The 15,446-nt window shown below is 42.6% G+C and carries 11 protein-coding genes; all 11 read left to right on the top strand.

Going from position 1 to position 15,446, the window contains the following annotated elements:
• Nucleotides 1–724 precede the first annotated feature (724 nt).
• Complete coding sequence (locus RDS42_RS01140) at nucleotides 725–1,069, top strand: fimbrial protein (RefSeq protein WP_308781979.1); 345 nt, start codon at nucleotides 725–727, stop codon at nucleotides 1,067–1,069.
• A gap of 24 nt (nucleotides 1,070–1,093) precedes the next feature.
• On the top strand, nucleotides 1,094–1,804 hold the full coding sequence (locus RDS42_RS01135; protein ID WP_004223652.1) for a conjugal transfer protein TrbL family protein: 711 nt from the start codon (nucleotides 1,094–1,096) through the stop codon (nucleotides 1,802–1,804).
• A 13-nt stretch (nucleotides 1,805–1,817) separates the two neighbouring features.
• Nucleotides 1,818–2,741 carry a hypothetical protein gene (locus tag RDS42_RS01130; RefSeq protein WP_015526852.1) on the top strand — a complete coding sequence of 308 codons (924 nt, stop codon included), beginning with the start codon at nucleotides 1,818–1,820 and terminating at the stop codon, nucleotides 2,739–2,741.
• A 2-nt stretch (nucleotides 2,742–2,743) separates the two neighbouring features.
• Nucleotides 2,744–4,567 carry a lysozyme family protein gene (locus tag RDS42_RS01125; RefSeq protein ID WP_308781978.1) on the top strand — a complete coding sequence of 608 codons (1,824 nt, stop codon included), beginning with the start codon at nucleotides 2,744–2,746 and terminating at the stop codon, nucleotides 4,565–4,567.
• Nucleotides 4,568–4,578: 11 nt separating this feature from the next.
• A complete protein-coding gene (locus tag RDS42_RS01120) occupies nucleotides 4,579–5,202 on the top strand; it encodes a DUF5038 domain-containing protein (RefSeq protein ID WP_308781976.1) in 624 nt (207 codons plus the stop codon).
• The gene (locus RDS42_RS01115) at nucleotides 5,199–8,381 is read left to right on the top strand and encodes an ATP-binding protein (protein ID WP_308781975.1); all 3,183 of its coding nucleotides are present in this window, start codon (nucleotides 5,199–5,201) and stop codon (nucleotides 8,379–8,381) included. The genes RDS42_RS01120 and RDS42_RS01115 overlap by 4 nt, the downstream gene beginning before the upstream one ends.
• A gap of 54 nt (nucleotides 8,382–8,435) precedes the next feature.
• Nucleotides 8,436–12,419, top strand: coding sequence for a VaFE repeat-containing surface-anchored protein (locus tag RDS42_RS01110; protein ID WP_308781974.1), 3,984 nt, complete (start codon nucleotides 8,436–8,438; stop codon nucleotides 12,417–12,419).
• Nucleotides 12,420–13,289: 870 nt separating this feature from the next.
• Nucleotides 13,290–13,700 carry a zinc-finger-containing protein gene (locus tag RDS42_RS01105; protein WP_004223692.1) on the top strand — a complete coding sequence of 137 codons (411 nt, stop codon included), beginning with the start codon at nucleotides 13,290–13,292 and terminating at the stop codon, nucleotides 13,698–13,700.
• Between the two features lie 14 nt (nucleotides 13,701–13,714).
• On the top strand, nucleotides 13,715–14,284 hold the full coding sequence (locus RDS42_RS01100) for a sigma-70 family RNA polymerase sigma factor (protein ID WP_004223694.1): 570 nt from the start codon (nucleotides 13,715–13,717) through the stop codon (nucleotides 14,282–14,284).
• A 13-nt stretch (nucleotides 14,285–14,297) separates the two neighbouring features.
• On the top strand, nucleotides 14,298–14,984 hold the full coding sequence (locus RDS42_RS01095; protein ID WP_308781973.1) for a cell division protein: 687 nt from the start codon (nucleotides 14,298–14,300) through the stop codon (nucleotides 14,982–14,984).
• A 13-nt stretch (nucleotides 14,985–14,997) separates the two neighbouring features.
• A complete protein-coding gene (locus tag RDS42_RS01090; protein ID WP_308781972.1) occupies nucleotides 14,998–15,441 on the top strand; it encodes a hypothetical protein in 444 nt (147 codons plus the stop codon).
• Nucleotides 15,442–15,446: the final 5 nt, after the last annotated feature.

Genomic DNA, 15,446 nt, shown 5'->3' with positions numbered 1-15,446 from the left:
AATAATATTTTTTATACTCATTCTTTTTTCCTCTTTTTAATATTATTAAAGAGGAGGTCTTACCTCCGAAGAATGTAAGACCTCTTCTTTCTTACACCAAATCAATCTTTATCGCCAACAAACGGACTACACCACTCAGAATCACATGTTTGACAATGGTCTCTAACATCACATAAGTAGCAAACGTCTTTTGGATCGCAATTGTTGCATGCACATGTTAAAGTTTCTTTATTTTTGGCAGCATTATTTATAGCCTTCATACCGTATCCTCCTTTCTGATTTTTAACATTCTTCGAAGATGTTGCATATATCATATAATCCAATTAATTTCTTGTCTTTATTTATTGTATAAAATGCCCTTTTTTTTGACTAATTGGTATAATCGTGTCCCGTTTATTTCTGACTGATGACACATATTGGCACACTTCTGCGATTTACAGGAAAATCTACCCATGTTAAAATGATACTGTCAAAATTATATGTAGCGAAACGCAGCTTTCCAGGGAATGCCTCTTCTCTGGTGCAAGCTGCGTTTTTTAGTGCATGGAAAGGAGTATCACAACTAAATATGGAATAAGCGTTCCTCCGTATTGACCGGACTGAAGCTTTTATGAGGCAGGAAAACTATAAGCCAGGGCAAAGTGAAAGATCTCACTTTGCCCTCTTTTTATGAAGGAGGTTCATTTACTTGAAAAACCATGTACACAAAGAAGCCCCACCGGGCATGAAACATCATCTGAACTATGGAAAATATCTCTATACTGCCTTCCTTGTCTTCACTCTGATTGCCTGTAATGTACAACCAGTTATGGCTGCTACCATCTGGGACAAAGCTTCAGAAATCATGAAAGACGTATATAACCAGATTATCCTGATTTCCACCATTGCGGCTGTTGTAACTGCATCGGTTGCTTTGCTTTTGATGAATTTTTCCAAATCCGGAAAAACCGTGGATGAATCCAGGGCATGGCTCAAACGAATCATCATTACATGGGCTATTCTCAATGGTCTTGGATTTATCATGGCTTACATCACTCCGTTCTTTGCCGGCGGGCAGTGGAATGGATAATGCAGATAAGGAGGTGGCTCTGTCATGGGAATACTTGACGGAATTGTAGAATGGATTGCCGAACAAGTCATGAACATTCTGGATTTGATTACTACTTCTGTTCTGGGTGCACTGGGATGTTCCATGGATACTTTTCTCCGGTATTTTCCAGCAGCGGAAACAATGTACCAGATTTTTCTGGCATTGGCTATCGGACTCATCCTTTTAAACTGGGTTTGGCAGCTTTTTAAGAATTATTTTATGGGGACAGGGATTGACGCTGAAGATCCAATCAAATTATCACTGCGGACATTTATGTTCCTTTTCCTGACATTTTATGCCAAAGACATTGTGGATCTTCTATTGAATATTGCAGGAACACCGTATAGCTGGATTCTGACTGAAGATCTTCCGCCACTGGAATTTGCCAAATTCAATTCTGTGATCACAGTAATCCTGGGGGTATGTGCCAATGGTGCTGTCGCCATTGTTGCCCTCATACTGGTACTGATCCTTGCCTGGAATTACATCAAGCTGCTTTTTGAAGCTGCGGAACGTTACATACTGCTTGGAGTTCTGGTCTACACCGCACCTGTTGCGTTTTCCACGGGTGCTTCCCAGGCTACCGGAAATGTTTTTAAGAGCTGGTGCCGTATGCTCGGCGGACAGTTCTTTTTGCTTTTAATGAACGCCTGGTGTTTGCGGCTGTTTACTTCCATGGTCGGAACATTCCTTGCAAACCCTTTATCACTCTAGGAAGGAGGAGATTATGAAACATAAGAAAACACTGCTCTGTAGCCTGCTATTGATTTCTTGTCTGATTCTTGTAACTTCCATGCCGGTCTTTGCCGCTGAACTTACAGAAGCAGAGGTACAGCAAGCTGTAGATGCACAGGGAAAAGAAACGGTCACCGGTAATGTCTTTATCTGGTTTCTGTGTGCCATTGCTTTTTTGAAGGTTTCTCAAAAGATTGACAGCTTTATGGCAAGTCTGGGAGTCAATGTTGGAAATACTGGTGGAAATATGATGGCTGAACTTTTAATCGCCGGAAGAGGTCTTGCAAGTTCCTTTCGAGGGCATGGAGGTGGAAGCCATAGTAGTTCCCATTCTTCCTCTCCCGGAAGTGCTGCAGTACAAAGTTCTTTCCTTTCCGGAGGATTAGCCGGAGCCGTTGGAAGGCAGACAGAGCGTTCTGCGGTAAATGCAGCCACCGGATATACCGAAGGACCAAGTATCGGAAATGCACTCTATCAGTCTTCCCTTGAAAAAGGCGGAGATTTTGCCAATAACGTTATCAGCAATATTGCTCAAGGAAACTATGGCCAAGTTGGCTCGATCAAAGGTGATGGAGCTGTTTCTGCATTTCAATCTTACATGGGAATTCAAAATGAAGATAAAACAGATCATTCCTATACCAATGTTGAGATTGGCGGCGGCAGGATAACAGGAGTTGAGTCCGGTTCCAATGGGGACAGCCGGGAATTTGCTATGTACCATGCCGATCAGTATACGGCTCCTACCCAGGGAACCTATGAAACTGTTCAATCTGTAGACGGAGCTACCTGGTACAAACAGTATGCTGAAAATACGGTATCCAAAATTCCTTATGATGCTGGCGATGGAAAGATAGCCTACAACGAATCCATTGTCCAAAAGCTTCCTCCTACTCCTCCAAGAAAGGATCGGATTTAGTGATGGATACAGAACGCTCTGGACTTGACGAAGCAATGGATGTAGGCTCCAGTACCATTTCTCACCTAAAGTCCTTAAAAACAGCAGCCACTTTCTCCAAAGCAGGATATGGTGCAGCCCTTGGCGGGCCTTTTTCAGCAGCGATTGGAGCAGTCATAGCCAACCGGAATCAGCTCGCTAAAATTCTTCTTATTATTCTCGCCATACTGCTGCTTCCGGTTTTATTTATTGTGATGCTCCCTGGTCTGATCTTTGGAAGTCTGACCGACCAAAGCGATGTGCTAAACAGCAACTCTATGATCAGTGAAAACATCCGTGCTTCCCGTGATGCCATCGTTGAAGTGTTAGAAGAAAGCCATGAAGACATTCTGGCAGAGATCCATGCAGCAATTTCCCGTCTTCCACAAGGAGATACTGCATCCATCAATGATCCCTATACATACAGCATCTCCGTCAATGCCAATCTGCTGATTTCACAATTTTGTGCCAGCCAGGATGACTATAAAAACATCAACCTAAACCAATTAAAGAAACTCATCCGTGAAAACAAAGAAGGACTTTTTTCTTATGATGTAGCAACCGAAACAGTTACCATGGAAGTTACCGTTGATGGCGGTGCAGAAGGAGAAGCCGGCACAGAACAGGGACAGGCACAAACACAGACGGTTACTTTTACGAAACACACCTATACCGTTGTTTATGCTGGGGATTCCTATTTTGCAGACCATGTATTCCATCTTACAGACAAGCAGAAAGAACTTGCCAAAAACTATGCAGAAAATCTGACTGCTTTCTTTGGAACTGCTTCTTCCGGCATAGTAGCTGCTATCAATCTTAGTGATGAGGTATTGTCCTACCGCCCTGCTGTAGAAAGAGCCGCTGCGAAATATGGTATGAGTGATTATGTGGATTTAATCCTGGCAGTCATGATGCAGGAATCTGGCGGACGAGGGCTGGATGTTATGCAAGCAGCGGAAGGTGGATTTAATACCCGCTATCCCCATGTGCCAAATGGGATTACAGATCCAGAATACTCCATTGAATGCGGAGTACAGGAATTAAAATATGCCCTCGACAAAGCCGGCTGTACCGGACCTACGGACTTAGACCGGATTAAACTGGCTCTTCAGGGTTACAACTACGGTTCTGCATACATTGACTGGGCAATGGAGCGTGACGGTGGATATACCAAAGAAAATGCGATTGCCTACTCTGATATGATGTGTGCAAGACCAAGCTGGCCTTATGACCGGTATGGTGATAAAGAATATGTGGATCATGTCCTTCGGTATTACCAAATTACTGCCAGTGGCGGCAGCTATCCCGCAAACGGCATGCAGATTCCACACTATCTCCAGACAGACTATGGAAACATTCCATACGGCGGCGGTTCGATTGCATCCAGCGGTTGTGGACCTACCAGTTTTGCCATGATTGCCAGTTATCTTACAGGCACTACCATTACACCTATTGATGCAATATCCTGGTGCGGAAATTCCTATTACAAACCAGGAGTCGGCACTTACTGGTCTTATTTCCAGGCAGCGTCCGATCATTTTGGGTGTGGGGCTGTCACACAGACCAGTGATCCCAACCAGGTACTTCAGGCTTTATCTGAAGGTCATCCGGTCATCAGTTCCCAAAGAGCTGGGCTTTTTACCAGTGGCGGACATTTTATTGTCCTTCGTGGTGTAACGGCTGGAGGTAAAGTATTAGTCAATGATCCCAATGACAGTTCCTCCAAAAACTACATCAACCGGGAATTCGATATGATGACGGAAGTGCATGCAACCGCAAATGCCTATTGGATCTTCGCTAAAAAATAAAGGAGACTCTTATGAACAGAAAAAAAGCAATTCTGGCTATCTTTATGATGGCCTTTTTAATTATCATCGGATTTGTCTTTCCCTCCATCTGGAAATCTCAAAAAGGAAACAAAGAATCCGAAACCGAAAATACGCAGCACGATAATAATGAAAATGCCGAGACAGAACAAGCAGAAAATAACGAATCCATAAGCTTTCAGGATTTTGAAGCTTTGGAATACTTTTTCTCCAAGGAACAGGTGAAACTTTTTCAGGAAGAACTGACCTCCTATCTTAAAAACGTAAAACAGATGTCTCTAACTTCCATCCGTTTCCTTGCTGATGATACTACCTATCCCAATGCTTCTGATATTAATTTTTTGTTCCAGCTTCCGGATAAGTCCGTTCTTCCTGTGTACTACACTTCCTCTACTGGAAGATTCTTTTTCGGTGAGGAACGTACCCCTGATTCTGGAAAAGAAATCATCTATGAACGTCCGACAGATGACAAACTTCCTTCCATCACAACAGAGGAAATTGAACAGTTGCAAGAAGGAGGTTATGACGATACCTCCGTGAATTCGGAAAAAGCTGCCCCTGTCACAGAAGTTCCTGAAACTCCTTCCATGGAAGAACCAAAGGAGGTGCAGCCATGAACAATACTGAAGAACAACATCCTGTCTTCATCCCTCGCAATTTTATAGAAAAAGGGACCTTTATGGGCGGAATGTTTAAAATCCGTAATGCCATCGAAGGCGGTGTCCTGGCAATCCTGATCACCATTCCTGTTATCAATCTGCCTCTGACACTCACTGTCAGGATTATTATTCTCTGTATGACTGCTCTTCCTGCTGCTATGATTTCTTTAATTGGAATCGGTGGGGAAAGCATTACTGCATTTTTAATGAACGCTTTGCGTTTTCTGAAAAACCGCCGGGTTATTTACCGTATGGATGTGCATCCGGAACCGAAAAAAAAGTACCGGATTAAAAAACCCCGCAACAAAGAACCCAAAACCAGAAAACGAAAACGTCATCCAAAGCAACCTGCAGAAGCTTCTTCTGAAGAGAACTGCTCTCAGATGTCTTCCGAAGAGGAGACAAAAGAATCCTCTGCTATTAAAAAAAAAGAACGCCGGCAGTTTGACACTTCTACAAAACGTGGAATACGCAAACAGGCTCGTGAAGACATCCGGATTCTTAAATTTGAGTCCCGACAATTAAAAAAAGAACAAAACGCTACACGTAAAAGTGCGAAAAGGCAGGCAAAACTTGAAAAACAACAGATAAAGCAGCAACTTTTGGAGGAACGAAAAAAAGAAAGAACTGCGAATAAAGCTTCCAACCAGTCATCTGCTGCTTCCGGGAAAAGCAAAAAGAAAAAACGAAAAGAAATCACCTTAGAAGATTATCTTCCTATTGATAAAATTGCCAATGGTGTTATCTACACGACAGACCATCGTTATGTAAAAATCCTGGAGATTGAACCGATCAATTTCCTCTTACGCAGTGCTAGGGAACAACAGGGGATCATTTTCAGCTTCATCTCCTACCTAAAAATCAGTCCTGTGAAACTGCAGATTAAGATGATCTCCAAAAAAGCGGATATCAACAAACATCTGGAACAGTCCCGTTTGGAAATGGAACGGGAATCAGATCCTAACTGCCGGCAGTTACAAAAAGACTATATCCAATTTGTCCGGCAGCTAAGTTCCAGAGAAGCGGTTTCCAGACGTTTTTTCCTAATCTTTGAATACGAACCTTTCAATGTGAATCGGAAGGTGGAGGAAAAGGAAATCCTGGCAGCCTTGGAAACTGCTGCACAGACCGCAAAAACCTTTCTATATCAATGCGGCAACGATGTGCTGGTTCATGACAATGAAGATGAGTTTACAACCGATGTACTCTACACTTTACTGAACCGTACCAAATGTACCGAAACACCTTTGCCAAAACGGATTAACCAGGTACTTACCCGCTATATGGAATCTGGCCGTGAGCAGGAAGTGGATAACATCCATATCAATGAATTCATTACACCAGAGTCTTTGGACTTTAAGCACAGCAACTATGTGCTGGTAAATGGCATCTACCATTCTTACCTGCTGGTGCCGTGCGATGGTTACAAAGCAAAAGTAATGCCAGGCTGGCTGTCCCTGCTTATCAATGCTGGCGAAGGAATTGACATTGACTTTTTTCTGCATAAACAGCCCAAAGATAAGATCCAGCAACGTCTTGGACAGCAAATCCGGATCAACCGTTCAAAGATCAAAGATGCCTCTGATACCAATGCGGATTTTGATGATCTGGATTCTGCCATCCGTTCCGGCTATTTCCTCAAACAGGGACTTGCTAATAATGAAGATTTCTATTACATGAATCTTTTGATTACGATTACGGCAGGTGATCTGGAAGAATTGCAATGGCGGATTCAGGAGATGAAAAAACTTCTCATCTCACAGGATATGGATCTGCGGTCTTGTTACTTCCTGCAAGAACAGGGATTTTTATCTTCCCTTCCTCTTGTAAACCTGGATAAGAAGCTCTATGAACTCTCAAAACGAAATGTCTTAACCACCGGAGCTGCCAGTTGCTATCCTTTCGTCAGCTACAGCATTTGCGATGACAACGGCATCCTATTTGGAGTAAATAAGCATAACAACTCTTTAGTGATTGCTGATATTTTTGACTCCAAACAATATAAAAACTCCAATATTGCGATTCTTGGCACTTCCGGATCCGGAAAAACCTTTACCATGCAGACTATGGCACTTCGTATGCGGCGTAAAGGAATCCAGGTATTTATCATCGCACCGCTAAAAGGTCATGAGTTTTATCGGGCTGCCAGAAATGTAGGCGGAACCTTTATCCAGATTTCTCCTGCCAGCCAAAACTGCATCAATGTCATGGAAATCCGAAAAGTAGATAACTCTGTCAATGAGCTGCTGGACGGTCCAACTTTAGACGCATCTGCCTTAGCCAGTAAGATTCAACGTCTGCACGTTTTCTTTTCTCTGCTCATTCCAGATATGAGCCATGAGGAAAAACAGCTTTTGGACGAAGCACTAATTAAAACCTATGCAAGAAAGGGAATCACCCATAAGAATGAATCCCTCATTGATCCCAAACACCCGGATCATTATAAAGCGATGCCAATTCTTGGCGATGTATATGATGTTTTGATGGAAACCGAAGATACCAAACGACTGGCTCACATCCTGAACCGTCTTGTCCATGGCTCTGCTTCCTCTTTTAACCAGCAGACCAATGTAGATCTGACCAATAAATATACCGTTTTGGACATTTCAGAGCTGACTGGTTCCAGTGATCTCTTAACGGTAGGGATGTTTGTTGCTCTGGACTATGTATGGGATAAAGCCAAAGAAAATCGTACCGAAGAAAAAGCCATTTTCGTAGATGAAGTATGGCAGCTCATCGGTGCCTCCAGTAACCGCCTGGCCGCTGAATTTGTTTTGGAGATTGCCAAGATCATCCGGGCATACTCTGGTGCCGGCATTTTTGCAACCCAGGACCTCAACGACTTTTTTGCTCTGGATGACGGAAAATATGGAAAAGGCATTATCAATAACTGTAAAACCAAAATTATTCTTAACATGGAAGATGAAGAGGCACAACGTGTAAAAACCATTCTTCGTCTTTCCGAAACCGAAGTTATGAATATCACCCATTTCCAACGTGGAAACGGGCTGATTTCAACAAACAACAATAATATCACTGTGGAATTTAAAGCTTCCAACCTGGAAAAAGAATTAATTACCACAGACCGACAGGAACTCCTGGAAATCTTGAAACGCCAGGATAAAAAAGTCGGTTAATGTTACCTGCAGCCCGAATGTGGCTGCTTTTCTTTTTAACAAAGGAGGAGATTTATGTTAAAACCAGCAAAACAACCTCATATCCGGCTAACCGCCCTTTTTCTTTGTGTCACGATGTTTCTTAGCACACTCTTTTTCAATGCCCATACCGCTTATGCTGCAGATGGAACCATTGATTATAAGGCAGGAGCCAAAATTCCATACGGGGACTATTATACTTCCCGCATGAGCTTTGATGGCAATAACACGGCTTATTGCGTAGAACCATTAAAGAAAACACCGGCTTCCGGAAAGTATCCTTATAACCTTTTGGGAAAAAATTCCCCACTCAGAAAAGCTCTTTACTACTTAAACGGTGGATATGGTTATGAAAAGGTAATAAAAGATCAATATTTCCAAGGATGGTCCGATGACAATTCTTATGTCATTGGTCATCTGGTCGTTTCCTATATCCATGCAGGAAATAATGGGGACTCCGGCGCCTTTCATGGTGCACCTCAAAATTATATTGACAAAGCATTGGAAGTTGCCAACGCCATTGAAGGGCTTCCTGCCCCACCAGAATCCTTCCGTGCTTTTATCGTTCCTGGCGATGCTTCCCAAACTTTTGCAGGAAGCTGGTATCAGGTTCCAAACGGCTTTATCGAACTGCAGAAATCCTCTGCCAATACCGATATTTCCGATAAAAATGGCAATTACTCTTTAGAAGGAGCCAAATACGGAATCTACAAAGGGGAAGAACTGGTAGAAACTCTTGTTACCGATAAAAAAGGATATGCAAAATCCAAAGAACTGGCTGAAGGAAGTTACACCGTTAAAGAAATCAGTGCCCCAGAAGGGTTTGCTATAGATGCTTCCGCCCATAATGTTACGGTAAAAGCAGAAGGAACATCTACCGTAAAAGTAAAGGATATTCCTCAAAATAATCCCGTAAAACTGCTCCTTAAAAAGCTGGATGCTGACACCCAGCAAAATTCAGCACAGGGAACCGGCTCTCTCGCCAATGCCGAATTTGCAATAAAATTCTATACAGAGCAGTCAGCTACCGATCCCGGAGCAAATGGTAAGAAACCGGTTCGCACCTGGATATTGAAAACAGATGCCTCTGGAGAAATCCATTTTACAAAAGATTATTTGGTATCCGGGGATGAATTTTTCTATGCCAGTGATGGAAAGACCGTCTGCTTCCCACTGGGTACAGTAACCGTACAGGAAACCAAAGCCCCTGCCGGCTATCTTCCAAACGAATCTGTTTTCGTGCAGCAAATCACCAGTACCGGTACGGAAGAAACTATCTCTATTTATAACGCTTCTTCTGTCGAAGAACAGGTCTTCCGAGGCGGCGTCAAAATTCAGAAGCGGGATCTGGAAACTCAGGGAACACAAGCACAAGGAACCGCATCGCTTGCAGATGCCGAATTTACCATTACCACTTTGAACAAACAGCCGGTATGGGTAGGTGGAAAGCTCTATGAAAATGGTCAGGCAGTACTTACAATTAAATCGGATGCACATGGTATTGCTGCAAGTGCCGCTGATGCCCTGCCCCTTGGACATTACCGGATAGAAGAAACCAAAGCGCCTTCCGGATACCTAACCGATGGTGCAAAGGCTCTTGAATTTGACATCACCCAAAATGGAGAAATCGTAGATTTAACAACAGAAGAGACTTCTGTTTCTAACCAGATTATCCGTGGCGGTGTCAAAATCCAAAAACGGGATCTGGAAACAGGAGAAGCCAAACCACAGGGAAATGCTTCTTTAAAGGATGCAGAATTTACAATCACCAATCTTGGTCCCAATCCTGTTCTTGTGGATGGAACCCTTTACGAAAAAGATCAAGTAGTTCTCACTTTGAAGACAGATGAAAAAGGGCTTGCTTCCACCAAAAAAGATACGCTCCCTTATGGTCATTACCGGATTGATGAAACAAAAGCACCGGAAGGTTATTTGAACGAGGGAAAACTCTCTCAGGAGTTTCATATCACAGAAAATGGGAAAATTTTGGATTTAACTGCAAAAGAAACAGCGATTTCCAATCAGGTAATCCGTGGCGATTTAGAATTCGTAAAGGTCTCTGACGGAGATTTAAACCGGCTGGCAAATGTCCCATTTTCCATTACCTCCAAAACTACAGGAGAAAGTCATACCATTGTAACAGACAAAAATGGCTATGCCAGTACTTCCTCAGAATGGAATAAGCACACTACAAATACCAATCGTGGGGAAACTTCTGAAGACGGAATCTGGTTTGGCTCTTCTAAACCTGATGATGCCAAAGGAGCCCTGATTTATGATACCTATATTTTGGAAGAACAACGCTGCGATTCCAATGAAGGTATGAACCTCTTAAAAATTGAGGTCTCTGTATATAAAAATCACGTAGTCGTGGATATGGGAACTTTAACGGATGATCAGATTACCATTGGAACTACTGCCCTTGACAAAGACAGCAACTCCCACTTTGCCAAACCAGAAGAAAAAATCACCCTGGTTGATACCGTAGAATACGAAGGCTTAAAGAAGGGACAGTCTTATAAACTCATCGGCACACTGATGGATCAGGAATCCGGAAAGCCAATTGAAATAGATGGAAAACCTGTCACAGCAGAAACCACCTTCAAACCAAAAAAATCTTCTGGTTCTGCAAAAGTGACCTTTATGTTCAATGCCTCTTCTCTGAAGGGCAAAACAATCGTAGTATTTGAGGAACTGTACCAGGAGGATTTAAAATTGGCTGTTCATGCGGACATTACAGATCAGGATCAGACTATCTATTTCCCAGAAATCGGGACCACTGCAAAAGATAAGGAAACAGATATGAATCTTTCCCAAGCAGATAAAGAAGTTACCCTTGTAGATACGGTAGCTTACAAAAATCTTCTGCCCGGCGAAGAATATGTTATGACTGGAACCCTTATGGATAAAGAAACCGGAAAGCCTGTCGAAATAGATAAGAAAGAGGTTACTGCCGAAACCATATTTACTCCTAAAGAATCCTCTGGAACGGTAGATGTGATCTTTTCTTTTGATGGAACCTCCCTTGCCGGAAAAACCGTAGTTGTTTTTGAATCTGCTACTTATGATGGCAAAGAATTTGCAACACACGCAGATCTTGAAGATAATGGGCAGACCATCTACTTCCCAGAAATCGCTACTACTGCAAAAGACAAAGCAGACGGAGATCATTTTGCCAAAACCGATAAAGAGATTACTATTGTTGATACGGTTAAATATAGTAACCTAATTCCAGGAAAAGAGTATGCACTTACCGGTACCTTGATGGACAAAGAGACAAAAGAACCTCTTCAGGCAGATGGTAAACCGATTACTGCCACTACGACCTTTACTCCTGAAGATGCCTCTGGCAGTATTGAACTTACCTTTACATTTGATGGCAGCATCCTGTCCGGCAAAACAATTGTTGTCTTTGAGTCTTTAACGTATCAGGAAAAAGAGATTGCTGTTCACGCCGATATAGAAGACCATGAACAGTCTATCTACTTCCCGGGAATTGGAACTACTGCGAAGGACAAAGCGGATGGGGATCAGGAAGCCGTTGCTACGAAAGAAGTAACCATCATTGACACCGTATCCTACCAAAATCTGATTCCGGATACTCCATACAAACTGGTCGGCACACTGATGGACAAAACAACCCAAAAGGAAGTTCTGATTGATGGAAAACCTGTCACGGCAGAAACAGAATTTACACCAAAGGATTCCAATGGTTCTGTCGATGTCATCTTCACTTTTGATGGAAGCACATTGGCTGGACATGATGTAGTCGTTTTTGAAAAACTTTTTTCCCTTGAAGGAGAAACAGCACTTGAAATTGCTTCCCATGAGGATCTGGACGATAAAGGACAGACGATAAAACTTACGGAAGTTCCAAAAGACACACCTGAACCTTCCAAACCAGTCAAGACCGGAGATGAAACAACCATTCTTCCTTATCTTTTACTGGCAGGTGCCGCACTCCTCTTTGCTGCCGGATTTGGTATCTTATATATCCGTAAGCGGAAAAAAGATAAGTAACTATCAATAGATATGCTCACAGGCAGCTTATTACGGCTGCCTGTTATAAAAGGTGATGAATATGGATCAATCTCGTTGTAATGCCGATGCCAAACACATCCGGCATTTTTTAGATATTTGTGATGGAAATTGGCATTCCTGTATTTATGTTCGCTGCGTTTCCTGTAAAACCCCAGGTTATTGTAATGGCCCACACTTCTTATATCATCCAGATGAAAACGGCAGTCCTTGTGTCCTGCCCATGGCAGATGCCCGTATGCTCTTCTCCCGCATACCGGAACCAACGGAATGTCTGTCCGCCATAACACTGGAACAGTTTCAGTCCTTATATGGACTCTACTTTGCAAAAGAAGCATTGACCGATAAGCCATGTCCTTGTTTTGCTTTACTGCGGCATCAGGAAGCATCCCATTATCACTGGTAAAAGGTTGCACTTTTGGCACTTTCTGCGTACAGGATAAGAAAGGAGGCGATTTTATGTTGAATTTCACTGCTATGATTCAAGGAATCGATACAATATTTACGAACTTTATTTTTATTCCTGCACTTTTAATCCTGTACCTGAAGTTTCGTCCTAGAAAGCCCTGGAGCAGACGCACCAGAAATCTGTATCGGCTATGTATAGCTCTGATTTCTGTTTATGTCATCCGGATTTTCTGTGTAGGGTTCATCTTTACACCAGTAAATTATCCACGTTTTGCAGACAGCGGTTTCTTTCCGCTTATCAAGGCACTGTTCTATTCTTAGATTTTCTGCCATTTTGTGCCATTTAGTCCGAATCTGGGAGTAGTTTCTATGCCCATCCTATGGGAATTCATCACCTGCTTTCTTACAATATACGTATAAAACACGTAAGCGAGGTGAATCTTTATGAAACAGAAACAAATCCGCTGCCCGTACTGCGGCAGCATCGCAATTTTAAGGGATGCGTCCTATGTATATGGAAATAAAGCGAAAGATGGAAAACTCTATGTGTGCAGTCACTTCCCACAGTGTAATTCTTATGTAGGAGTTCATCCTGGCACTACCAATGCCAAAGGAAAACTGGCAAACAAAGAACTTCGGCAAAAAAGGATCCAAGCACACCGGGTGTTTGACCAGATATGGCTAAACCACATCTTTACGAAATCGGAGGCTTATCGCTGGATTGCTGATAAATTCTGTCTGACTGCCAAGGAAGCACACATCGGAGAATTTAGCACTTATATGTGTGATCAACTAATTCTGGAATCCATGAAGATTCTGGAGAATAACCATATCCCTCTCAGGGCCATCGGTTGAAAGGGGGGATATGTATGATCATCCCGATGACAGATGATGAACGCCGATTGACAGAGGAGTACTTGTATTTGGTACCTGAAATGGTAAAAAAATTGACTACCCGTTGTGCTTATGTCTCATACGATGAGCAGCAAGACCTTCTGCAAGCCGGAAACTTAGCTTTATGCAAAGCCGCCATGAACTATGACAACACCCGTCCCTTTGCAGTTTACGCCAGAGTTGCCATACGAAATGCCATTTACAGTTATTGGAGAAAACTGCAAAAAGAACGAAAATACACCTGTTCCATGTATGCATCTTCCGAGTTTGACATGGAACCCCTGCTTGTAGACCAAAAAACCGAACTATGGCAGGAACAATGTATGAACCAGGAACCCATTTATAAGCACCTGCAGTCCTTAGAAGCGGGAAGCTGCAATACACTCAGAAAAGGAATACATGCCCTGCTCCTGCAGCAAAAAGGATATACCAACCAAGAAATTTCCAAACATTATGGTGTCCCAATGAATCATGTCCGGGCATGGCAAAGCAAAGCCCGGAAATACTTACAGCAGGATACCAAATTATATACTCTTTTATCTTGAAGGGAGAACGATTATGCTGACACTTTATACTGCAGTCGGAATCCTACGATTCCAGGATTCCATAAAGGAACATAAAACACCGACAGTTATCAATAACCGGCAGGAATACGGACTGACAGAAGAAGAATTCTTTCTGTGGAGCAGCCTCGCATTTCAAATCCGACAGATCCATGAATTGCAGTCTGCTTTTTCTGAACGCTTGAAAAAACATCACCGTTCGGAAAATATCCCCATTGAACCTTACCTGAATCGCCTGCAACTTCGGGGACTAATTGTAAAAGGGGATGGTTTAACTGGTGTGGATGCCCTGTACCGCCTCTTAGGAGAACTTTATATCAGCCCATTGCAGGACAGTTTTTCAGTACGGCTTTTTACCTGCATCTATCTCTGCATGAAGAAAAAACTGCACACAAAGGAACTGATCCATTATCTAAAAAAGCCGGCACGGACTGCTATAGAGGACACGGTACTCCAAATAGCAAAAAAAGTACAGATTTCTACGGCAGAGCTTGTAACCTGTGTAGAACAGGGCATCCATCCACAAAATACAGAGCAACTTTTGACGCAGCTCTATGAAACCTCGGATGCAACATTCCGTACCCTGGCACAGGATATCCAATTCACCCATGCCGGTTATCCTGTACTGGAAGCCATCAGTAATTTGTACCTCAATAAACAGATTGCATTTGAAAAATTATAGGAAGGAGCAAATTATGCCAAAACCATTTCTTAATAAGCTGATTGTCCATGGGGCAATCGGCTTTTTCTGTGTCTTATTTGGATGTATTTACGGATTTGTAACAGATGACCAGATATTTCTCCTCATGAGTCTTTGCATCGGTGTTGGAACTGCCATACGAATTGTGAGTCTGCTACATACCATCAAGATGCATGACTATACCGAATTAACTGGAACCTGTACAAAACGTGAAGTCAGTCCACTTACCAAGAAACAGAAAATTATTTTTCGATCCACTGACCAGAAAGAATATCACTTTACATTCGATAATAATATCCGCCTTTTATCTGGACATTATTATCGCCTATATTTCCGGAATCTAGCAAAACTTTCGGGTGAAGAAAAGGTTACTCCGGATTTACTTGCGTATGAGGAATTATCCTCCCTAAACAAAAATATTTCCTCGAAGAACCCTTAAATTTT

Origin of the sequence: uncultured Blautia sp., assembly GCF_902497045.1 — a bacterium.
GTDB lineage: Bacteria > Bacillota > Clostridia > Lachnospirales > Lachnospiraceae > Blautia_A.
Note: the sequence above shows the minus strand (reverse complement) of the source record. Positions and strands in the feature narration are given on the sequence as shown.